20 protein-coding genes are annotated in these 23,342 nt (G+C 39.9%); 18 read left to right on the forward strand and 2 right to left on the reverse strand.

The window, feature by feature from the left end:
* Nucleotides 1-44 precede the first annotated feature (44 nt).
* From KB197_RS03750 to KB197_RS03760, 3 genes are all read left to right on the forward strand, one after another.
* Nucleotides 45-902, forward strand: a complete 858-nt coding sequence (locus tag KB197_RS03750) for a bifunctional methylenetetrahydrofolate dehydrogenase/methenyltetrahydrofolate cyclohydrolase (RefSeq protein WP_064276550.1) — start codon at nucleotides 45-47, stop codon at nucleotides 900-902.
* A gap of 380 nt (nucleotides 903-1,282) precedes the next feature.
* Nucleotides 1,283-8,395 carry an SIALI-17 repeat-containing surface protein gene (locus KB197_RS03755; protein ID WP_212574041.1) on the forward strand — a complete coding sequence of 2,371 codons (7,113 nt, stop codon included), beginning with the start codon at nucleotides 1,283-1,285 and terminating at the stop codon, nucleotides 8,393-8,395.
* 258 nt (nucleotides 8,396-8,653) lie between these two features.
* On the forward strand, nucleotides 8,654-9,505 hold the full coding sequence (locus KB197_RS03760; protein WP_064276546.1) for an NAD(P)H-hydrate dehydratase: 852 nt from the start codon (nucleotides 8,654-8,656) through the stop codon (nucleotides 9,503-9,505).
* 24 nt (nucleotides 9,506-9,529) lie between these two features.
* On the opposite strand, the gene KB197_RS03765 is transcribed toward KB197_RS03760, so the two are convergent.
* Complete coding sequence (locus tag KB197_RS03765; RefSeq protein WP_001068557.1) at nucleotides 9,530-9,715, reverse strand: hypothetical protein; 186 nt, start codon at nucleotides 9,713-9,715, stop codon at nucleotides 9,530-9,532.
* A gap of 123 nt (nucleotides 9,716-9,838) precedes the next feature.
* Here KB197_RS03765 and KB197_RS03770 point away from each other — a divergent pair, with 123 nt between their 5' ends.
* The 3 genes from KB197_RS03770 to KB197_RS03780 are packed head-to-tail and all read left to right on the forward strand — an operon-like array spanning nucleotide 9,839 to nucleotide 14,112.
* On the forward strand, nucleotides 9,839-12,319 hold the full coding sequence (locus KB197_RS03770) for a bifunctional DnaQ family exonuclease/ATP-dependent helicase (protein ID WP_064276563.1): 2,481 nt from the start codon (nucleotides 9,839-9,841) through the stop codon (nucleotides 12,317-12,319).
* 4 nt (nucleotides 12,320-12,323) lie between these two features.
* Nucleotides 12,324-13,547, forward strand: coding sequence for an FtsW/RodA/SpoVE family cell cycle protein (locus tag KB197_RS03775; protein ID WP_000830666.1), 1,224 nt, complete (start codon nucleotides 12,324-12,326; stop codon nucleotides 13,545-13,547).
* Nucleotides 13,548-13,557: 10 nt separating this feature from the next.
* Nucleotides 13,558-14,112 (forward strand): DJ-1 family glyoxalase III, encoded by a 555-nt coding sequence (locus KB197_RS03780; protein WP_064276544.1) that lies wholly within the window; start codon nucleotides 13,558-13,560, stop codon nucleotides 14,110-14,112.
* Between the two features lie 105 nt (nucleotides 14,113-14,217).
* Here KB197_RS03780 and KB197_RS03785 read toward each other — a convergent pair whose 3' ends face one another.
* Nucleotides 14,218-15,474 carry an ISL3 family transposase gene (locus tag KB197_RS03785; RefSeq protein WP_212574075.1) on the reverse strand — a complete coding sequence of 419 codons (1,257 nt, stop codon included), beginning with the start codon at nucleotides 15,472-15,474 and terminating at the stop codon, nucleotides 14,218-14,220.
* 279 nt (nucleotides 15,475-15,753) lie between these two features.
* Here KB197_RS03785 and rpsF point away from each other — a divergent pair, with 279 nt between their 5' ends.
* The 12 genes from rpsF to KB197_RS03845 all read left to right on the forward strand — a co-directional run bounded on the left by rpsF (nucleotide 15,754) and on the right by KB197_RS03845 (nucleotide 23,297).
* A complete protein-coding gene (rpsF, locus tag KB197_RS03790; RefSeq protein WP_001151778.1) occupies nucleotides 15,754-16,044 on the forward strand; it encodes a 30S ribosomal protein S6 in 291 nt (96 codons plus the stop codon).
* 11 nt (nucleotides 16,045-16,055) lie between these two features.
* Entirely contained in the window at nucleotides 16,056-16,526 is a 471-nt protein-coding gene (gene ssbA, locus KB197_RS03795; RefSeq protein WP_000609602.1) for a single-stranded DNA-binding protein SsbA, read from the forward strand.
* Between the two features lie 31 nt (nucleotides 16,527-16,557).
* The gene (gene rpsR / locus KB197_RS03800; protein WP_000068664.1) at nucleotides 16,558-16,797 is read left to right on the forward strand and encodes a 30S ribosomal protein S18; all 240 of its coding nucleotides are present in this window, start codon (nucleotides 16,558-16,560) and stop codon (nucleotides 16,795-16,797) included.
* Between the two features lie 272 nt (nucleotides 16,798-17,069).
* On the forward strand, nucleotides 17,070-17,573 hold the full coding sequence (locus KB197_RS03805) for a GNAT family N-acetyltransferase (RefSeq protein WP_049501044.1): 504 nt from the start codon (nucleotides 17,070-17,072) through the stop codon (nucleotides 17,571-17,573).
* A 79-nt stretch (nucleotides 17,574-17,652) separates the two neighbouring features.
* Nucleotides 17,653-19,053, forward strand: coding sequence for a bifunctional Cof-type HAD-IIB family hydrolase/peptidylprolyl isomerase (locus KB197_RS03810; protein ID WP_203213113.1), 1,401 nt, complete (start codon nucleotides 17,653-17,655; stop codon nucleotides 19,051-19,053).
* Between the two features lies 1 nt (nucleotide 19,054).
* Nucleotides 19,055-19,417, forward strand: coding sequence for a S1 RNA-binding domain-containing protein (locus tag KB197_RS03815; protein WP_000689591.1), 363 nt, complete (start codon nucleotides 19,055-19,057; stop codon nucleotides 19,415-19,417).
* Between the two features lie 52 nt (nucleotides 19,418-19,469).
* Nucleotides 19,470-20,219: a tRNA1(Val) (adenine(37)-N6)-methyltransferase gene (locus KB197_RS03820; RefSeq protein WP_000390769.1), complete on the forward strand. Its 750-nt coding sequence runs from the start codon at nucleotides 19,470-19,472 to the stop codon at nucleotides 20,217-20,219.
* Entirely contained in the window at nucleotides 20,209-20,505 is a 297-nt protein-coding gene (locus KB197_RS03825; RefSeq protein WP_078238121.1) for a GIY-YIG nuclease family protein, read from the forward strand. The genes KB197_RS03820 and KB197_RS03825 overlap by 11 nt, the downstream gene beginning before the upstream one ends.
* Before the next feature lie 225 nt (nucleotides 20,506-20,730).
* Entirely contained in the window at nucleotides 20,731-21,666 is a 936-nt protein-coding gene (locus tag KB197_RS03830; protein ID WP_049516428.1) for a manganese-dependent inorganic pyrophosphatase, read from the forward strand.
* Nucleotides 21,667-21,876: 210 nt separating this feature from the next.
* On the forward strand, nucleotides 21,877-22,371 hold the full coding sequence (locus KB197_RS03835; RefSeq protein WP_212573965.1) for a YiiX/YebB-like N1pC/P60 family cysteine hydrolase: 495 nt from the start codon (nucleotides 21,877-21,879) through the stop codon (nucleotides 22,369-22,371).
* A complete protein-coding gene (locus KB197_RS03840) occupies nucleotides 22,355-23,005 on the forward strand; it encodes a DUF1803 domain-containing protein (protein WP_212573966.1) in 651 nt (216 codons plus the stop codon). Before KB197_RS03835 ends, KB197_RS03840 begins: the two co-directional genes overlap by 17 nt.
* 100 nt (nucleotides 23,006-23,105) lie before the next feature.
* Entirely contained in the window at nucleotides 23,106-23,297 is a 192-nt protein-coding gene (locus KB197_RS03845; protein WP_000051184.1) for a CsbD family protein, read from the forward strand.
* Nucleotides 23,298-23,342: the final 45 nt, after the last annotated feature.

Genomic DNA, 23,342 nt, shown 5'->3' on the forward strand with positions numbered 1-23,342 from the left:
GTTTTTGGTATAATGGAAGATATTTGAAAGAAAAGAGAAGTGATATGACACAGATTATTGATGGGAAGGTTCTAGCAGCTAAGTTACAAGGACAGCTGGCTGAAAAGACTGAAAGATTAAAGGAAGAAACGGGGCTAGTACCTGGTTTGGTAGTGATTTTGGTAGGGAACAACCCTGCCAGCCAAGTCTACGTTCGTAACAAGGAGAAGTCAGCCCTTGCAGCTGGATTCCGTAGTGAAGTTGTGCGAGTTCCAGATACCATTACTCAAGAGGAATTGTTAGACTTGATTGCCAAATACAATCAAGATCCAGCTTGGCATGGGATATTGGTCCAGTTACCATTACCAAAACATATCGATGAAGAGGCAGTTTTATTAGCCATTGACCCAGAAAAGGATGTGGATGGTTTCCATCCCCTAAACATGGGGCGTCTCTGGTCTGGTCATCCAGTCATGATTCCTTCTACACCTGCAGGAATTATGGAAATGTTCCATGAATATGGGATTGACTTGGAAGGTAAAAATGCGGTCGTCATCGGTCGTTCCAATATCGTTGGAAAACCCATGGCCCAGCTTCTTTTAGCCAAAAATGCGACAGTAACCTTGACTCACTCACGGACTCATAATCTTGCCAAGGTGGCTGCTAAAGCAGATATTCTCGTAGTAGCAATCGGCCGCGCCAAGTTTGTGACTGCTGACTTTGTCAAACCAGGTGCGGTAGTCATTGACGTTGGGATGAACCGAGATGAAAATGGCAAGCTCTGTGGGGATGTGGATTATGAGGCAGTTGCCCCACTTGCTAGCCATATTACGCCAGTTCCTGGAGGTGTCGGTCCTATGACCATTACCATGCTAATGGAGCAAACCTATCAGGCAGCCCTTCGAACATTGAATGGAAAATAAGAGAAAAAAGAAGGTAAAAAATGTTTTGCCTTCTTTTTATGTAGTGTATGTAAATGAATGCAGTCTATAATGATATGAGTCCATAAACTATAAATTTGAAGTATGAAAATGCTATTAATGGAATGAAATTTGTATTGGAAAGAGTCTAGAATAGAAAGCTACTTTCATTGCACCTATTTCTTTTGAATGAACTTATCTTGCATACCATTTTATTAGGTTAAATTGATGGAAAATGATTGCAATTTTAGGTGTGTTTTGATATATTCAATATATAAAATATATTATCGAACTTGGTACTTGTTTGTGTATTCAGAAGGAGGTTATTTTTTAAAATAAAGTAAACGCTTACTTTGTATCAAGAAAAAGAAATGAGGATTTTAATGAACAAAAGACTTTTTGATAAACGTTGTCATTATAGCATTCGTAAATTTGCAATAGGTGCGGCATCTGTAATGATTGGGGCTAGTATATTTGGTATTTCAGCTGTACAAGCTGAGGAAGTGGCTTCATCCAATACTCAAACAGAAGAAACAACTGTTCATCAACCTCAGCCTTTAGATAAGCTTCCCGATGATGTGGCAGCTGCTATCGCAAAGGCTGATGAGAATGGTGGGCGTGAATTTGTAAAACCCAAAGCTGAGTCGACAGAAGATAAAGTGACTAAGGATACAGAAACTACTAGACCTGCTAACGATGGTAATCATGAATTGGCTAGTCCTAAAGTGGAAACTCCAAATAAAGTAGAAGAAGGAAGCAAAACTGAGGACAAACAGAAATCTGAAGAGGCAAATCCAAAGCCTGTTGAATCTGCAGTAACAGCTGGAACAGAAGTAAAAGAGGATTCTAAAAAAACTTCTGAAAAGGACCAAGTGAAAGCAGACACTGAGATCAAACCTTCTTCTGAAAAATCGCAAGCACTATCTGGAGAGTCAAACAAAGCCGAAGTTGAAAAGGAAAAACAGCTATTATCGGAGCGAAAACAAGATTTTAATAAAGATTGGTATTTTAAACTAAATGCCCAAGGAGATTTTTCAAAAAAAGATGTGGATGTTCATGATTGGTCGAAATTGAATCTTCCTCATGATTGGAGTATTTATTTTGACTTTGATCACAAATCTCCCGCGCGTAATGAAGGTGGACAGTTAAATGGTGGAACAGCTTGGTATCGTAAGACTTTCACGTTAAATGAAGCAGACAAGAATAAGGATGTTCGTATCAATTTTGATGGGGTTTACATGGATTCAAAGGTCTATGTAAATGGTAAATTTGTCGGACATTATCCAAGTGGCTATAATCATTTTTCATATGATATCACAGAATTTTTAAACAAGGATGGTAGTGAAAATTCAATTACTGTTCAAGTGACCAATAAACAACCAAGTAGTCGTTGGTATTCAGGAAGTGGGATTTATCGTGATGTAACTATTAGTTATCGTGATAAAGTCCATGTTGCCGAAAATGGTAATCATATCACTACTCCAAAACTTGCTGAGCAAAAAGAAGGAAATGTTGAAACACAGGTTCAAAGTAAGATTAAAAATACGGATAAGAAGGCTGCTAAAGTCTTTGTGGAACAACAAATTTTTACTAAGGAAGGTAAGGTTGTTTCAGAATTAGTCCGCTCTAAAACGAAGAATTTAGCAGAAAATGAAGTTGCAGATTTCAGACAAACAATCCTAGTTAATAAACCAACTCTTTGGACGACAAAAAGTTATCATCCTCAACTGTATGTGCTGAAAACAAAGGTTTATAAAGAAGGTCAACTAGTTGATGTAACAGAAGATACATTTGGTTATCGTTATTTCAATTGGACTGCTAAGGATGGTTTCTCTCTGAATGGTGAACGCATGAAATTCCACGGAGTAAGTATTCACCATGACAATGGAGCCTTGGGTGCAGAAGAGAATTATAAGGCTACCTATCGTAAATTAAAACTTTTGAAAGATATGGGGGTTAACTCTATTCGAACAACCCATAATCCAGCGAGTCCTCAGTTGCTTGATGCTGCAGCTAGTTTAGGTCTTTTGGTTCAAGAGGAAGCTTTTGATACCTGGTATGGTGGCAAGAAGACTTACGACTATGGACGGTTCTTTGATCAAGATGCAACCCATCCTGAAGCTAAGAAGGGTGAGAAGTGGTCTGATTTTGATCTCAGAACAATGGTAGAACGTGATAAGAACAATCCGTCTATTGTCATGTGGTCTCTTGGAAATGAGGTAGAGGAGGCAAATGGTAGTCCTCGTTCTATCGAAACTGCTAAACGTTTGAAGGCGGTTATCAAAGCGATTGATACTGAGCGTTATGTCACCATGGGTGAAAATAAATTTAGTCGTGCAGCGACAGGTGATTTCTTGAAACTCGCAGAAATCATGGATGCTGTCGGTATGAACTATGGTGAACGTTTTTATGATGCTGTTCGTAGAGCTCATCCAGACTGGCTCATCTATGGTTCTGAAACTTCTTCAGCTACTAGGACGCGTGATTCTTATTATAACCCTGCTCAAATCCTTGGACATGACAATCGTCCAAATCGTCACTATGAACAATCTGATTATGGTAATGACCGTGTTGGATGGGGAAGAACAGCTACTGAGTCATGGACTTTTGACCGTGATCGTGCTGGCTATGCTGGACAATTTATCTGGACAGGAATTGACTATATAGGTGAACCAACTCCATGGCATAACCAAGATAATACACCTGTAAAAAGTTCTTACTTTGGTATCATCGATACGGCTGGTTTACCAAAGAATGATTTCTACCTTTACCGTAGTGAATGGTATAGTGCTAAAGAAAAACCAACTGTTCGCATTTTACCACATTGGAACTGGACTGAAGAGACCCTTAAGGAACGCAAGATGCTGGTTGATGGAAAGGTTCCGGTTCGTACCTTCTCAAATGCTGCAAGCGTCGAATTGTTCTTAAATGGAGAGTCACTTGGTAAAAAGGAATTTACTAAGAAAACGACAGAAGATGGACGTCCATATCATGAGGGGGCTAAACCAAATGAATTGTATCTTGAGTGGCTTGTGAAATACCAACCAGGCACACTGACTGCGATTGCTCGAGATGAAAACGGAAACGAAATTGCGCGTGATAGTGTGACAACTGCTGGGGAGCCGACAAGCGTTCGTCTGACTAAAGAAGAACATGTTATCACTGCAGACGGAAAGGACCTATCCTACATCCATTATGAAATTGTTGATGGCGATGGTAATGTGGTTCCTACAGCTAACAATCTTGTTCATTTCAATCTTCATGGTCAGGGACAGATTGTTGGTGTGGATAATGGAGAACAAGCTAGCCGTGAGCGCTACAAAGCTCAAGCAGATGGAACATGGCAAAGACGTGCTTTCAATGGTAAAGGAGTTGTCATTGTAAAATCAACAGAAAAAGAAGGTAAATTTACTCTTTATGCAGATTCTGCTGGATTAACGTCTGATAGCGCAACGGTCGCAACTGTGTCTGGTAAGAAAGAAAACCGTCACTTTGTAGCCTTTGCTCCTGTAAAAGCAACAACTGATGTGACGACAAATCCTGTATTAACTCAGACAGTAACAGCTATTTATAGTGATGGCAGTGTTGAAGAGAAACCTGTTACTTGGGAATTGCCATCTGACTTGCTTACAAGTGCAGGTGAGAAAAAAGTATCTGGACGTGTAGAAGGTTTGGAAAGCAAAGCTGAGGCACTTGTAAAAGTGATTGCCTTAGATAGATGGTTACCAAAAGTTGCTACAGTCCCAGTTGGTACAACTGCAGCTGATTTGGATAAAACGGTCACAGCTGTTCTGACAGATGGTAGTTTGATTGATACAGATGTTGTTTCTTGGACCTTGAAAGATCCTGCTGCTTTGAACAAGGAAGGTGGACGTACGGAGGCTACTGGTAAATTGGTAGATGACGATCGTGAAGTGACTGCAACCTTTATCGCAAGCAGTAAGGAAACAACAAGTAGCATTACAGGACTTACTGTTGGGGATAAAGCTCTTGAGAACTTCGAGTCTGGCAAGACCTATTACCGTGTATCCCTTCCTTACACTGCAACTATTCCAAGTGTTGGAGCTCAGACTACCGGATATCAAGTAACTGTTCAGCAAGCTTCTGTTGATAATGGTTATCAGGCTTCTGTCTTCTTGAGTGACCAAAAGGGTGACTTGGTTCAAACTTACTTAATTCAGTTTGTGAAGGAAGCTCCTGCTTTGAAACGTTTGGAAGTGGTTGTAGAAGGAAAAGAAACTGCCACTGAAGATCAAGTATTAACTTATCACGTCATTGGTCGTTATGAGGATGGTTCACAAACAGAATTTTTGGCTTCAGATATTCACCTAGAAGCTAAATCATCTGATGGGGGACATCTTGAGGTGAATGGTCAGAATCTATTGCTCTATACTAAGGGAAGAGTGACTTTGACACCTCGAATCGATAATCAAACAGAGAAAACAGAATCTGTAACTACTGAAGTAGTGATTAAAGAAAATAAAGTCAGCAAGAAGATTGTGAAACTTCATCCTGTATCTATTTCTACAGACATTAATCAGCAACCGAATCTACCTAAAGAAGTTGGGGCAGAATTTGATAAGGGCTTGCCACGCAAAGTATCTGTAACTTGGGACAAGGTAGATGAAAAAGAATTGGGGTATTATCATAGCTTTACGCTTAAAGGACATGTAGAAGGCATAGATATTGAAGCTCAAGCAAATGTAACGATTGAAGGATTGCAAGTTGCAGAGGAAATCAGCCTCACAGTACCTAAGGGTGAGACGGTTCAATTACCAGCCAATGTTCGGGCTTACCATTCTAATGGAACAACTATCTACAAAGATGTTGTTTGGGATCAGGTTCCAGCCAACTTTAGTCAAACTGAAGGGGTATATGAAATCAATGGTCGTTTAGTAGGTAGCAATCTGACAACTAAAGCTCATGTTCGAGTGTCTAGTCAAGTGGTTGCTGGAAATAATATCTCTAAACAATGGACAGGTTCACAATTACCAGCTGCCATTGTATCCAATACAGGTGGAGATGATACAGCCAATACCTTGAACGACTTGACTGTATCAAGAACGCCATCAGATGCTAAAAATAGATGGACTACTTGGAGAACAAATACTGATAACGACTGGGCTTCTATCTTATTTGGTAATTCAGGAGACTTGACGAAACGTTTTGTCAACAATTTGTCGGTTGATTTCTATACTGATGGAGCAATTGGTCTTCCAAAAGAATATGTAGTTGAATATTATGTAGGTAAAGAAATTCCAGATTTACCAAGTGATGTCAGTCATGCGCAACGAGATGGTAATCATCCATTTAATAATCCAGACAATTGGAAAGCAGTTGAAAACCTACATGCTCCAAGTCAGCTGTCTGCAACTCAAACCAATCACTTCACATTTGACAAGGTCGAAACCTACGCTGTTCGTATTCGTATGAAGAAGGCTGATGGAACATCAGGTGTTGGTTTGACAGAGCTAACTGTGCTTGGAAACAAGGTCTTAAGTGAAACAAGTTCAGAGATTTCTATCAAGGTAGATGGCAAGGATCTTGAACACTTTAATCCATCTAAGACAGATTACTATATTCCTCAATCTAGCAAAGAAATCACTGCAACCGCTAGCAATAATGGTTTGGTTACTCTTGTGCCTGCAACTAGTCCAAAAGGTGCAACACGTCTTATCTTGAAAGCAGAAGATGGTACAGTGCTGAAAGAATATCGAATTTTCCGCAATGATGAGAGAGAAACTAGTCAACCTCTTGCTGCAGAAAATAGTGCTAAAATCTTGAATGTTGGAGACAATCTTCAACTTCCTTCAGAGGTAAGTGTTTATTATCCAACTTCAACTAATTGGACTACAGATAAACTTGCAGTGAAGTGGGATGCTATTTCTGAACATGCTACGGAGCATGAGGGAACATTTGAAGTTACCGGTCATGTCATTGGTACAAATCTAACGACTAAAATGCAGGTGACAGTTGTTTCTAAAGGCAATCAAGTCATTTCAGAGAATCCAAGCAACAATGACAAAGATTCTAAAGCCTTTGCTTCGACAACGAATGATACACAAGCAGCTTCACATGATCGAATTTTCTATATCAATGATGGAAAATACAATGAAGATGGACGTTGGACAAACTGGTCTCGTACTCCGAAAAATCAAGAAACTTCTGTTGGATTACTCTTTAAGAAGGATGGAAAAATTACTTCTCAATCTATCGGAAAAGTAGCCCTTCAGTTCTTTAAAGATAGTGGCACAGATGCTCCAGAGAAAATGGTTCTAGAAAGATATATTGGTCCAGAATTTACAGGACCAAGTACGATTTCTCGTTACGAAGAAAATGCCGATCATCCATTTAACAAGGCAGAAAATTGGGCACCAATTCCTTACAAAGCTTCTGGAGAATTAGTAGCTGGTAAACCAATCGAGTTTAACTTTGATCCGGTTCAAACGACAGCTATTCGTGCTCGCATGACTCGTAAGGCTACCACCAATGGTCTTGCACTTGTAGAATTTACAGCCTATTCTGCAGGTAAGGGAGCAGAAGTGGAAACACCATCAGCGACTATTTCGATCGATGGAAAAGCATTGGAAAACTTTGATCCAAATGTGACAGATTACACTCTAACAACAATGGGTTCAAAACCAAAAGTCACTGCGACAACTAGTGGACATGGAGTAGTCACAGTTGTGGATCATGGAAATACAAATCTTCCAACACTTGTTCGTCTTGTTTCCAAAGATGGAAATCTGGTGAAAGAATATCGTTTACACTTTAAGTCTACCTTCCAAACAACACCAACAGAAGGCGTTAAGAACTTAGTCGCAGAAACTCCAAGTTTGGAAATTGAAAAGACTCCGCTTCCATTTAAAGAAGTTATTCGTGAAAACCCTGAACTTGCTCAAGGTCAACGTCGTATCGTTTCTGAAGGGCAGGATGGAGAAAAAGTTGACTATATTCAAGTTTTGGGTACTACTAGAAGTCTTGTTCATTCTGAAGAAAGAAAGGCCCTGGATCGCATTATTGAAGTTGGAGTGAAAGCGTCTATTTCAAGTAGTAAAGGCGAGGAGCCAGCTCCAGTCAATGAAGTTCCAGAATTCAAAGGTGGTGCTAACTTTGTAGAAGCAGCAGTAAACGAAGTTCCAGAATACACAGGAACTCTTGCCACTGTAGGAGATCAAGCGGCACCAAGCGTTGATAAACCTGAATTTAAGGGTGGCGTTAATGCTGTAATGGCTCTAGAACATAAACTTCCAGAGTACCGTGGTGTTCTAGCCACAGTAGGTAATGAGGAAGCGCCAGTTCTTGAAAAACCAGATTATCCAGTAGAGCTATTAGCTCATGACCAGACTATAAAACCAAATGTTTCAGTAGTCAAAGAAGAGCAAAATAGATTGCCAGAAACAGGTGAGGGAGAATCTGAAACAGCCATTTTCTTGGCAGGTGTTAGCTTGGCCTTGTCAGCAGCTTTATTAACTGCAAAACGCAAAGAGGATTAGTCTGTGCGTCTAATACCATTCTATTTGTATAGATTGGTAGAAGATAAAAAATGAATCGATAAATGAGTCGAATAGATGGAGAGGACCAATTAGTCCTCTCCGTTTTTACTAGTAAAAATGGAATCGTTTACTTTCGTGTTGGGACGAAAGGAGAGTAGAGGGGCTTTGTCCCCTCTTTTTCTATATGAACGAAGAGATTTATATTTAAGATGCAAGGTGGATAGACTTTATAGTATAATGAATAGAGAGGAAAAAACAATGAAAGTGATTGAGCAAGAATTATTAGAAAAAGTTATTATTGAACGTTCTCGTACCAGTCATAAAGGAGACTATGGTCGTCTGCTGTTGCTTGGTGGGACTTATCCTTATGGCGGTGCTATCATCATGGCTGCTTTGGCAGTTGTTAAAAGTGGAGCTGGTTTGGTGACTGTTGGAACAGATAGGGAAAATATCCCAGCTTTGCACAGTCATTTACCTGAGGCTATGGCCTTTTCTCTTCAAGACCAGCAACTGTTAAAAGAGCAGTTGGAGAAGGCAGAAGTGGTTTTAGTGGGACCTGGTTTACGAGACGATGCTTTTGGAGAAAATCTAGTAAAACAAGTCTTTGCTAATCTAAATCAAGATCAGATTTTGATTGTGGATGGAGGAGCCTTGACCATTCTTGCTAAGAACAAGTTGTCATTTCCGTCGAACCAGATTATCCTAACTCCCCACCAAAAAGAATGGGAAAAATTGTCTGGAATTACGATTGAACAGCAAAAGGAAGCTGCAACGGCTAGTACCCTGACTTCCTTTCCTCAAGGAACAATTTTGGTGGAGAAAAGTCCAGCTACTCGTATTTGGCAAGTTGGCCAGTCTGATTATTACCAGTTACAGGTTGGCGGTCCCTATCAGGCGACTGGTGGTATGGGAGATACACTGGCTGGAATGATTGCAGGATTTGCAGGCCAATTTCGACAGACCAGTCTCTACGAACGTGTGGCAGTAGCAACTTATCTTCATTCAGCCATAGCCCAAGAACTATCTAAAGAACATTATGTGGTCTTGCCGACGGAAATCAGCAGTCATCTTCCCAAAATAATGAAAAAAATATCTCAAAAAGGCACCTGATCGTTTCAGGTGTCTTTATATCTTTTAGAAAAATCCTTTAATCTTTCCAACGAGGCCATCTAGACCTTCAGAACCAGAAATCAACTGCTGAGCTTGAGAGAAGTATTCTCCAAGTTGGTCTTGATTTTCTGCAACAAATGTTTTTGCAGCTTCGAAATCTTTTGTTTCGATTAACTCTTTTACTTGATTAAACAAATCTAATGGGTTCATCCTATTTCTCCTTTTCTGTTTAATACTATTCAAACATTTTATAAAAATTTTTTCAAGCAAAGAGATTTTTCTATCGAAGTTGAGGGGTGTCAAACAGGGCTTTTTTTGATATAATTTTTAATGATGAATTCGAGAAATGATCGGTATGTGGTTGTTGATTTAGAGGCCACTAGCACCGGAAGCAAGGCAAAAATTATTCAAGTGGGTATTGTGGTGATTGAAAATGGCGAAATCGTCGATCAGTATGGGACTGACATCAATCCCCATGAGCCCTTGGATTCTCATATAAAAGAATTGACAGGTTTGACTGATCAACGGTTGGCAGTTGCTCCAGAGTTTTCACAGGTAGCTGGAAGGATTTTTGAGCTGGTCAAGAATGGTGTTTTTGTCGCGCACAATGTACAGTTTGATGCAAATCTTCTAGCAGAGTACCTATTCTTTGAAGGTTATGAATTGAGAACTCCACGAGTGGATACCGTTGAGTTAGCACAGGTTTTGTACCCTCAGTTTGAAAAGTACAATCTCGGCATTCTCTGTCAAGAGTTAGGGATTAAGTTAGACCACGCCCACACCGCTCTCTCTGATGCACAAGCAACAGCAGAGCTTTTGCTTTTTATGCGTCAAAAACTTTTTCAGTTACCAAAAGGACTTTTAGAAACCTTGTTAAATCTTGCGGATAACCTCCTTTATGAAACTTATTTAGTGATTGAAGAAGTATATCAGCGCCAGTCCCTTCTTTCTTCTCACGATTTGATGGAGTTCCATGGACTCTTTCTAAGAAAGAAAAGTCAGTCTTTAAAACCACGTAAGCTATCTAAGGATTTTACTAAAAATATGTCCTTGTTGGGCTTGGATGAACGTCCTCAGCAAGTTGAATTTGCAGAAAAAGTTGAGCAGTTATTAAAGGAACAGAAAACCGCATTTATTCAAGCCCAAACGGGACTTGGAAAGACTTATGGTTACCTACTGCCAGCTTTGAGCATGGAAAGTGAAGGTGGTATCCTTGTTAGTGTTCCTACCAAAATCCTTCAAAATCAAATTATGCAAGAAGAAGGAAGTCGATTAAAAGATACTTTCCATATTGATATTCATAGTCTTAAGGGACCTCAAAATTATTTGAAACTCGATAATTTTTATAAAGTACTTCATAGGCCAGAGTCTAACCGCCTATTCACACGCTTTAAAATGCAAGTATTGATTTGGTTAACAGAGACAGAAACAGGTGACTTAGATGAAATCGGGCAGCTGTATCGTTATCAACATTTTCTAGCTGAACTTGTACATGATGGAAAACTTTCAAAAAAAAGTTTATTTATTTCTGAGGACTTCTGGCAACGCAGTCAAGATAGGTCTAAATCGAGTCGCCTTTTGTTAACCAATCACGCTTATCTGGTAACACGTTTAGAGGATGATCCAGAGTTTGTCAACAATCGCTTGATAATCATAGATGAAGCTCAAAAAATGCTGATTGCCCTTGAAAACCTCGCCCAAGAGTCTTATCTCCTCGAGGATTTAGTAACACAAGTTCAAAAGTCCTTGGAAACAGAAAAAGATCTTATTCAGAGACGGTTGCTTGAGAGTATCGGGTTTGAATGTCGCTATTTGATAGATCAGTTTTACTCAGGACTTAAGAATGACAAGTGGTTGGATTCTCTTGAAAACTTACGCCAGCATTTTTCTGAGTTAAGTCTTCCCGAGTATAGAGATATGATGCGCTTTTTTACATCGGACCGTGAATTTTGGCTGGCAACAGCTGAGAAGTCAAGTAAGGATGTCTTAATCTGCTCAAGTAAAAAAGGTCGCTTCCTACTAACAGATTTATTGCCAGAAGATTGCAGAGTGCTTGGCGTATCTGCCACTCTTGAAATCAGTAATAGAGTTTCGTTAGCGGATTTATTAGGATTTACGGAAGCCCCACTTATTACAGTTGAATCTTTACAACAGAAGCAACAAGAAGTTTTATTAGTAAATGATTTTCCGTTAGTAACTGAACATTCTCCTTTAGATTATGCAGAAGAGGTTACATCAGTTATCCATTCCTTACAGACGTTTCAAGAGCCTTTGCTTGTTTTATTTACGTCTAAAGAATTACTGTTAGCAGTGTCAGATTTACTAGACCATCCTCATTTAGCCCAATATAAAAATGGGGAACCCAGTCAGCTGAAGAAACGTTTTGAAAAAGGAGAGAGACAAATCTTACTTGGAACAGGAAGTTTCTGGGAGGGGGTCGATTTTTCTACCCATCCTTGCGTTATTCAAGTAATTCCTCGATTGCCTTTCCAAAATCCCCAAGAACCTTTAACACGAAAATTAAATCTTGAATTGCGTCAGGAAGGGAAGAATCCTTTCTATGATTATCAGCTGCCAATGGCCATTATTCGTCTCAAACAGGCTTTGGGTAGAACAATTAGAAAAGAGGAACAAGCTTCCATTGCTGTGATACTGGATAGTCGAGTTGTTCATAAACGATATGGTAAACAGATTAGACAAGCTCTAGCTAAGGAAAGAACTATCAGAGAGGTGAATAGAAAACAGATTACCTCTACTGTTATTGATTTCCTCCAAAACAACAAAAATGAAAAATCTAAGAAAGAGGAAAGGTGAATATATGAAACGTTCTCTCGACTCTAGAGTCGATTATAGTTTGCTCCTGCCAGTATTTTTCCTACTGGTTATCGGTGTGGTGGCTATTTATATTGCCGTTAGTCATGATTATCCAAATAATATTCTGCCCATTTTAGGGCAGCAGGTTGCTTGGATTGCCTTGGGACTTGTAATTGGTTTTGTGGTCATGCTCTTCAATACAGAATTTCTTTGGAAGGTGACACCCTTTCTATATATTTTAGGCTTGGGACTTATGGTCTTACCTATCGTCTTTTATAATCCAAGTTTAGTTGCATCAACGGGTGCTAAAAACTGGGTATCGGTAAATGGTGTTACCTTGTTCCAGCCGTCAGAATTTATGAAGATATCCTATATCCTCATGTTGGCCCGTGTCATTGTCCAGTTTACAAAAAAACATAAGGAGTGGAGACGCACAGTTCCGCTGGACTTTTTGTTAATTTTTTGGATGATTCTCTTTACCATTCCAGTCCTAGTTCTTTTGGCACTTCAAAGTGACTTAGGGACGGCTTTGGTTTTTGTAGCCATTTTTTCAGGAATCGTTTTATTATCGGGGGTTTCTTGGAAAATTATTATCCCAGTATTTGTGACTGCTGTAACAGGAATTGCTGGTTTCTTAGCTATTTTTATCAGCAAGGACGGTCGGGCTTTTCTCCATCAACTGGGAATGCCGACCTACCAAATCAACCGTATTTTGGCTTGGCTTAATCCTTTTGATTTTGCTCAAACAACGACCTATCAGCAGGCTCAAGGACAGATTGCGATTGGTAGTGGAGGCTTGTTTGGTCAAGGATTTAATGCTTCTAATCTGCTTATTCCAGTTCGAGAGTCGGATATGATTTTCACGGTTATCGCAGAAGATTTTGGCTTTATTGGCTCTGTCCTTGTTATCGCCCTTTATCTTATGCTGATTTATCGTATGTTGAAGATTACTCTTAAATCAAATAATCAGTTCTACACCTATATTTCCACAGGTTTGATTATGATGTTACTCTTCCATATCTTTGAGAATATTGGTGCTGTTACTGGCTTGCTTCCCTTGACTGGTATTCCCTTGCCTTTCATTTCTCAAGGGGGATCGGCTATTATCAGTAATCTGATTGGTGTGGGCTTACTTTTATCGATGAGTTACCAGACCAACCTAGCTGAAGAAAAGAGCGGAAAAGTTCCATTCAAGCGGAAAAAGGTTGTTTTAAAACAAATCAAATAAGGAGAAAATCATGGTAAAAGTAGCAGTTATGTTAGCTCAGGGCTTTGAAGAAATTGAAGCTTTGACAGTTGTGGATGTTTTGCGTCGGGCAAATATCACTTGTGATATGGTTGGGTTTGAAGAGCAAGTGATGGGTTCGCATGCAATCCAAGTAAGAGCAGATCGTGTCTTTGATGGTGATTTATCAGACTATGATATGATTGTTCTTCCTGGAGGGATGCCTGGTTCTGCACATTTGCGGGACAATCAGGCCTTGATTCAAGAATTGCAAAATTTCGAGCAAGAAGGGAAGAAACTGGCGGCCATTTGTGCGGCACCAATTGCCCTCAATCAAGCAGGGGTATTGAAAAACAAGCAGTACACTTGTTATGACGGTGTTCAAGAGCAAATTCTTGATGGTCACTACGTCAAGGAAACAGTAGTGGTAGATGGTCAATTGATAACCAGTCGAGGCCCTTCAACAGCCCTTGCCTTTGCTTACGAGCTGGTAGAGCAATTAGGAGGAGATGCAGAGAGTTTACGAACAGGAATGCTCTATCGAGATGTCTTTGGTAAAAATCAGTAAAACGGATTCGTAATCTCTATAGTTTGATAAATACTAAAATATTGATCACTCTCTATAGAGTTGTATTTTTTGGCTCTTTGTCAACTGTAGTGGGTTGAAGAAAAGCTAAGATCGAGAAAGGACACATTTCGTCCTTTCTTTTTTGATATTGAGAGCGATAAAAATCCGTTTTTTGAAGTTTTCAAAGTTCCGAAAACCAAAGGCATTTCGCTTGATAAGTTTGATGAGATTATTGGTCGCTTCCAATTTGGCGTTGGAATAGGGTAGTTGAAGGGCGTTGACAATCTTTTCTTTATCCTTGAGGAAGGTTTTAAAGACAGTCTGAAAAAGAGGATGAACCTGCTTTAGATTGTCCTCAATAAGTCCGAAGAATTTGTCTGGCTCCTTGTTCTGAAAGTGAAAAAGTAAGAGCTGATAGAGATTGTAGTGGTGTCTCAAGTCTTCTGAATAGCTCAAAAGCTTGTCTAGAATTTCTTTATTTGTTAAGTGCATGCGAAAAGTAGGGCGATAAAAACGTTTATCACTGAGTTTACGACTATCCTGCTGTATGAGCTTCCAGTAGCGCTTGATGGCTTTGTATTCATGGGATTTTCGCTCAAATTGATTCATGATTTGGACACGAACACGACTCATAGCACGGCTTAAGTGTTGTACAATGTGAAATCGATCTAGAACGATTTTAGCACATGGAAAAAGCTGTTTAGCCAAGGCATAATAAGGACTAAACATATCCATCGTAATGATTTTCACCTGACAACGAACAGCTCGCTCGTAGCGCAGAAAGTGATTTCGTATGATAGCCTGTGTTCTGCCTTCAAGAACAGTGATGATGTTAAGATTATCAAAATCTTGTGCAATGAAACTCATCTTTCCCTTGGTAAAGGCATACTCGTCCCAAGACATAATCTCTGGAAGACGAGAAAAATCATGCTTAAAACGGAAGTCATTAAGCTTGCGAATGACAGTTGAAGTTGAAATAGCCAGTTGATGAGCGATATCGGTCATAGAAGTTTTTTCAATCAATTTTTGCGCAATTTTTTGGTTGATAATACGAGGAATTTGGTGATTTTTCTCGACGAGAGAGGTCTGTGAGACCATCATTTTAGAGCAATGATAGCACTTGAAACGACGCTTTTTAAGGAGGATTCTGGTAGGCATACCAGTTGTTTCAAGGTAAGGAATTTTCGATGGTTTTTGGAAGTCATATTTCTTCATTTGACTTCCACATTCAGGACAAGATGGGGCCTCATAATCCAGTTTAGCGATGATTTCCTTGTGGGTATCTCTATTAACAACATCCATAATTTGGACATTAGGGTCTTTGATATCGAGTAGTTTTGTGATAAAATGTAATGGTTCCATATGATTCTTTCTAATGAGTTGTTTCGTCGCTTTTCATTATAGGTCATATGGGACTTTTTTTCTACACAAAAATAGGCTCCATAATATCTATAGGGGATTTACCCACTACAAATATTATAGAGCCTATTTTTTGAGAAGATGATTCGTCATCTTCTTTTTTATTTCAGTGTTTTTACTTGCGTAAAAAAATTTTTTCTAGTATAATGGTTTATTGTGAGCGAACCTCACTTACCCCTTGCAAAGTCTTGGGGTCATTAGACCAAAAGGAGGAACATATCAATGGCTAAATACGAAATTCTTTATATCATTCGTCCAAACATTGAAGAAGAAGCTAAAAACGCTTTGGTAGCACGTTTTGACTCTATTTTGACTGACAACGGTGCAACTGTTGTTGAATCAAAATCTTGGGAAAAACGTCGTCTTGCATACGAAATCAAAGATTTCCGTGAAGGACTTTACCACATCGTTAACGTTGAAGCAAATGACGATGCAGCTCTTAAAGAGTTTGACCGTCTTTCAAAAATCAACGCTGACATTCTTCGTCACATGATCGTCAAAACTGACGCGTAAGAAGGTAAACTATGATTAACAATGTTGTACTTGTAGGGCGTATGACACGTGACGCTGAGTTGCGTTATACCCCATCAAATGTAGCAGTTGCGACTTTTACTCTTGCAGTAAACCGTACATTTAAGAGTCAAAATGGCGAACGTGAGGCTGATTTTATCAATGTCGTTATGTGGCGCCAACAGGCTGAAAACCTTGCTAACTGGGCTAAAAAAGGCTCACTTATCGGGGTGACAGGTCGTATCCAGACTCGTAGTTACGATAACCAGCAAGGACAACGTGTCTACGTGACAGAGGTCGTGGCTGAGAATTTCCAAATGTTGGAAAGCCGTAGTGTGCGTGAGGGTCATACAGGTGGAGCTTACTCTGCACCAAGTTCAAACTATTCAGCGCCTACAAATTCAGTACCAGACTTTTCACGTGATGAAAATCCATTTGGAGCAACAAATCCATTGGATATTTCAGATGATGATTTACCATTCTAATGGACAACTAAAATTATAAAGGAGAAAAAACATGGCTCAACAACGTCGTGGCGGATTCAAACGCCGTAAAAAAGTTGATTACATCGCAGCAAACAAAATTGAATATGTTGATTACAAAGATACTGAGCTTCTTAGCCGTTTCGTTTCAGAACGTGGGAAAATCCTTCCTCGTCGTGTAACAGGAACCTCAGCTAAAAACCAACGTAAAGTAACAACAGCTATCAAACGCGCTCGCGTAATGGCTTTGATGCCTTTCGTAAACGAAGATTAAAGAAAAGACCCCGACGGGTCTTTTTTTCACGAGCCTTGAAATGAGAGAGCGAGTTGGGGTCCAGTGGACCTCTTTTTCAGATCCGGTTGGGTCTTTTTTTCACGAGCTTTGAAATAAGAGAGCGAGTTTGGGTCCAGTGGCCCTCTTTTTCATGAGCTAGAAAATAAGAAAGCGAATTAAGACCCGGTTGGGTCTTTTTTCACGAGATCGTTTTTTTCTGACCTTGGCGTGCTATAATGGTAATAGAAAGAGTAAAGGTGGGTAAGTTAAAGATGAATTGTACGATTAGAAATATGATTAAGTCTGATATTGAATCCTTATCTCATGGATTTATGAATCAAGGTTGGCCTGCTAGAGAAGAAATTTTGGCTAGATATTTTCTGGAACAGGAAAGTGGGGAGAGAGAAGTTTTAGTTGCAGAGATTGATGGTGCTGTAGCGGGCTACATTACCATTTTGCCCTCTGCTAAACATGGTCCTTTTGCAGAAGTCTATCCAGAATTATCAGATTTTAATGTGTTTGAGCATTTTCGAAATCAAGGGATTGGGAATCAACTGCTAGAAGAAGCAGAAAAACGAGTCAAGTTTGTTTCGAGTAAGGTCACTCTTGGTGTAGGTTTGCACTTAGGCTATGGCCCTGCCCAGAGATTGTATATCAGACGGAGCTACATTCCAGATGGTACAGGTGTCTGGTATAGAAATAAACCGCTAGAAATGGGTGCAAGTTGTCAAAACGATGATGATTTAGTTTTATACTTATCCAAGGACTTACAATAAAACGGGAAACTTTTTGAAAATAGGGGATTTAGCTACTTTATGGTATAATGGAAAGAGTTAGATTGAAAGAGGTAGTGAGATGGATGCCAAATTAAGATACAAGGCAAAGAAAATCAAGATTGTCTTTTTTGATATTGATGATACATTGAGAAATTCCAAGACGGGTTTTATTCCAGCTTCAATCCCAACTGTTTTTAAGCAATTACGTGAGAAAGGAATTTTGACAGGTATTGCTTCTGGACGAGGGATTTTTGGTGTTGTGCCAGAGATTCGTGAGCTCAAGCCTGACTTTTTTGTGACCTTAAATGGGGCCTATATCGAAGATAAAAAAGGTCAGGTTATTTATCAACATCAGATTGAGAAGTTAGATGTTGAGGAGTATATCTCTTGGGCCAAGCAAGAGGGAATTGAGTATGGTTTGGTTGGGAGTCATGATGCCAAGTTGTCGACTCGCACCGATATGATTAGTGAAGCTATCAATCCAATTTACCCCGATTTAGATGTAGATCCTGATTTTCATGAAAAAGAAGATATCTATCAAATGTGGACTTTTGAAGATAAAGGAGATGACTTGCACTTGCCTGATAGTCTCTCAGACAAACTTCGCATGGTTCGTTGGCATCAACATTCGTCTGATATTGTTCCGATTTCAGGCTCCAAAGCGACGGGGGTGGAAAAGGTTGTGGAACACCTTGGCTTGAAACCAGAGAACGTCATGGTTTTTGGAGATGGGCTGAATGACTTGGAACTCTTTGATTATGCTGGAATCAGCGTTGCCATGGGAATTTCTCATGATAAAATTAAAGAAAAAGCAGATTTTATTACAAAAACATTAGAAGAAGATGGCATTTTTGATGCCTTAGAAGGATTTGGTATGGTAGAAAAAGAATTGCATTTCCCACAAGTAGACATTGAAACAGTAGAAGGTCCTATCGCGACTATTAAGACTAATCACGGAGACTTGCGTATCAAGCTCTTCCCTGAACATGCTCCTAAAACAGTGGCTAACTTTGTAGCTCTTTCAAAAGATGGCTACTATGATGGTGTCATTTTCCACCGTATTATCAAGGACTTTATGATTCAAGGTGGAGATCCAACTGGAACTGGTATGGGTGGCGAGTCAATCTACGGCGAATCTTTTGAAGATGAATTCTCAGAAGAACTTTACAATATCCGTGGTGCCCTTTCTATGGCCAATGCTGGTCCAAATACCAACGGCAGCCAGTTCTTTATCGTGCAAAATCAACATTTGCCTTATTCTAAGAAAGAAATTGCTCGTGGTGGTTGGCCAGAACCGATCGCAGAAATCTATGCCAATCAAGGTGGGACACCTCACCTAGACCGTCGACACACTGTTTTTGGTCAGTTAGCTGATGAAGCATCTTACGCAGTCTTGGACGCTATTGCTGCTGTTGAGACAGGGGCTATGGACAAGCCAGTTGAAGATGTTGTGATTGAAACTATTGAAATCGAGGACTAGGATGAAAATCGGTGATAAGCTAAAGGGCCGTATTACAGGGATTCAGCCCTACGGTGCCTTTGTTGAACTAGAGACGGGTGATACGGGGCTGATTCACATTTCAGAGATTCGGACAGGCTTTATTGAAAATATTCATGAAGCCTTGAAAGTCGATGAAGAGGTTCAGGTTCAGGTAGTGGATTTAGATGAATTTACAGGGAAAGCTAGTCTTTCTATCCGCACTTTGGAGGAAGAAAAGCACCAGTTTCCGAGACGGCGACGCTTTTCAAGCGACCGTTTTAACTACGGCTTTGCGCCTCTCAAACGAATGATGCCAATTTGGACCAAGGAAGCCCTTCAACATTTGAAGAATCAGAAGCACTAGTTAGAAATTTCTATCTTTTGTAATGTTAATATAAATTTGCTATAATAGGACCATGGAAGAAGAACAATTATTAAAATCAGGAGAGCGCATTAACCAGCTCTTTTCGACAGATATTAAAATCATTCAAAATAGAGAGGTTTTTAGCTATTCGGTGGATAGTGTTCTCTTGTCACGTTTTCCACGTTTTCCTAAAAAGGGCTTGATAGTGGATTTTTGCGCTGGAAATGGAGCAGTTGGGCTATTTGCTAGCACTCGGACTCAGGCACAGATTTTGGCTGTTGAGATTCAGGAGCGTTTGGCGGATATGGCTGAACGCTCTGTCCGTTTGAATGGTTTAGAAGAGCAGATGGAGGTCATCTGTGATGATTTGAAAAATATGCCTGCTTACATCCAGGGAAGTAAGGTGGATATGATTTTGTGTAATCCGCCCTATTTCAAGGTAGATCCTCATTCCAATCTGAACGAGAGTGAACATTATCTCTTGGCGCGACATGAAATCACGACCAATTTGCAGGAAATCTGTCGTAGTGCCCAGAGTATTCTCAAATCCAATGGACGCTTGGCCATGGTTCATCGTCCTGATCGACTTTTAGATATCTTGGACAGCTTACAACGGCATAATCTAGCTCCTAAGCGCCTGCAGTTTGTTTATCCAAAAAGAGAAAAGGAAGCCAATATGCTTTTGATTGAGGCTATCAAGGATGGTTCAACAAGCGGTTTTAAGGTATTACCACCTCTCATTGTTCACAATGATGATGGCTCTTATACGCCTGAACTTGAAGAGATTTATTATGGATCATAAGGCTTATATGTACGTGCTGGAGTGTCGTGACGGATCCTACTATACAGGCTATACGACTGATGTGAGAAGACGCCTCGCTGTCCACAATAGTGGGAAGGGAGCCAAATACACACGAGCACGCTTGCCAGTCAAACTTATCTATGCTCAAGGTTTTGCCAGTAAGGAAGAAGCCATGTCAGCTGAAGCCCTTCTCAAGCGTAAGAAGAGGCCACAGAAGGAAAGATTTTTATCTGAAAATCAAGATAGAAATTTGCTCATACTCAATGAAAATCAAAGAGCAAACTAGGAAGCTAGCCGTAGGTTGCTCAAAGCACTGCTTTGAGGTTGTTGATAGAACTGACGAAGTCAGTACCCATACCTACGGCAAGGCGAAGCTGACGTGGTTTGAAGAGATTTTCGAAGAGTATCAGTTATTTTGAAGAATTGTGAGGAGCCATTTGACTCCTCTTACTTTTGTCAAAAAGCGAAAAAAATGCTACAATAAAGAGAATAAACAAAATGAGGTATTATCATGTCTAAGATTCTAGTATTTGGTCACCAAAATCCAGACTCAGATGCCATCGGGTCATCTGTAGCCTTTGCCTACCTTGCAAAAGAAGCTTATGGTTTGGATACGGAAGCTGTTGCCCTTGGAACTCCAAATGAAGAAACAGCCTTTGTCTTGAACTATTTTGGTGTAGAAGCACCGCGTGTCATCACTTCTGCTAAAGCAGAAGGTGCAGAGCAAGTTATCCTGACTGACCACAATGAATTCCAACAATCTGTATCAGATATCGCTGAAGTAGAAGTTTATGGTGTTGTGGACCACCACCGTGTGGCTAACTTTGAAACTGCAAGCCCACTTTACATGCGTTTGGAGCCAGTTGGTTCAGCGTCTTCAATCGTTTACCGTATGTTCAAAGAACATGGTGTAGCTGTGCCTAAAGAGATTGCTGGTTTGATGCTTTCAGGTTTGATTTCAGATACCCTTCTTTTGAAATCACCAACAACACACCCAACAGATACAGTCATTGCTCCTGAATTGGCCGAATTGGCTGGTGTTAACTTGGAAGAGTATGGTTTGGCTATGTTGAAAGCTGGTACAAACTTGGCTAGCAAATCTGCTGAAGAATTGATTGACATCGATGCTAAGACTTTTGAATTGAACGGAAATAATGTCCGTGTTGCTCAAGTAAACACAGTTGACATCGCTGAAGTATTGGAGCGCCAAGCAGAAATTGAAGCTGCAATGCAAGCTGCCAACGCAGCAAATGGCTATTCTGACTTTGTCTTGATGATTACAGATATCGTCAACTCAAATTCAGAAATCCTAGCACTTGGTGCTAATATGGACAAGGTAGAAGCAGCTTTCAACTTCAAACTTGAAAACAACCACGCCTTCCTTGCTGGTGCTGTTTCACGTAAGAAACAAGTGGTACCTCAATTGACTGAAAGCTTTAATGCTTAAGATTTTGAGTGTCAATTCAAATTAGGAAAGGCTAGTTTGACTTATATCGAAAGGAGTTTCGGCTCCTTTTTTTCTAGGAGTGAAGCATGTTAGAAAATGGCGATTTGATACTCAATGAAAATCAAAGAGCAAACTAGGAAACTAGCCGCAGGCTGTACTTGAGTACGGCAAGGCGACGTTGACGTGGTTTGAATTTGATTTTCGAAGAGTATGATTTTTGTGAGAGATGATTCTGACATGGGACAGGCTATCCAGAATTCCACAGGCAACTATAACCATGTTGCCATTTATTTGGATGGGATGATTTACCACGCTAGTGGACAGACTGGTGTGGTCTGTCAGAAACCAGCAGACTTCTTTGAGTCCAATCATTTGTACGACCTCTATGTTTATCCAGAAATGGATATCCAATCTGTAAAGGAAAGAGCTTGTAGACATCTGGGAGCTCCCTACAATGCTTCTTTTTATCCAGCTGGACCTGGTTTCTACTGTTCCCAGTATATGACAGAAATTCTCCCTATTTTTGAAACTATTCCCATGAAATTTGGAGATGGGGAGCAGGAGATTAGTGATTTTTGGAGAGAGTATTACAGAGAACTAGGTCTGCCTGTTCCTTTGAACCAAGCTGGGACCAATCCTAGTCAGTTGGCAGCATCGCCTCTGTTAGAATGTAAAGAAAGGAATCTTCATGATTCAGATTTTTAATCCATCTCGTTTGACGAGACAGCCATTTTTTGGAGAATTGATCCGCTATCTGGACCAGCATGATGATGTGATTCTACGAGAAATCAAGGCTCAATTTCCAGATGTGGCAGTTGATAAACTCATGGAAGAGTATATAAAGGCAGGCTTGATTCGTCGGGAAAATAAGCGCTATTACCTCAATCTCCCTATGCTTGAGTCGCTCGATAGTCTCGAACTGGATCAAGAGATTTTTGTCAAAGACGATAGTCCAGTCTATCAAGCTTTGTTGGAGCAGGGGTTTGAGACAGAATTACGAAATCAAACCAATGCTGCTATTTTAGTTGAAAAGACGGACTTTGCGAGAACAAAAATGACCCTGTCCAATTATTTCTACAAGGTCAAAAATCAGTATCCTTTGACTGAAAAACAACAGGAACTATATGACATTTTAGGAGATGTCAATCCTGAGTATGCTCTCAAATATATGACGACTTTTTTGCTAAAATTTCTCAAAAAAGATCAACTGATGCAGAAACGCCGTGATATCTTTGTGGATAGTTTAGTTGTCATAGGCTATATTGTCCAAAATGAAGATGGAAAGTATGAATTGGCCGTCGATTTTGATGAGGAAAGATTAACTTTCTACTTAGCGTGAAATTTTGTTTCTGAGCACATTGTTTGACTTTCCTTAGGATTAAGTATAAACTATATGTAACCGGTAACACATATCGGAATAAACTAAAGGAGACAATCATATGTCACTTGAAAACAAATTGGAACAAGCAACAGGCGCTATCAAAGAAGGATTTGGTAAAGTTACTGGGGATAGCAAGACTGAAGCAGAAGGCGCTGTAGAAAAGACAGTTGCTAAGGCAAAAGAAGTAGTTGAAGATGCTAAAGGTGCTGTAGAAGGTGCCGTTGAAGGTTTGAAAAACGCTTTTAAATAAAAATAGAAAAAATCAAGGGTTTCGTTTCCCTTGATTTTTTTACTA

Source organism: Streptococcus sp. 11-4097 (assembly GCF_018215285.2).
In the GTDB taxonomy this organism is placed as follows: Bacteria; Bacillota; Bacilli; order Lactobacillales; family Streptococcaceae; genus Streptococcus.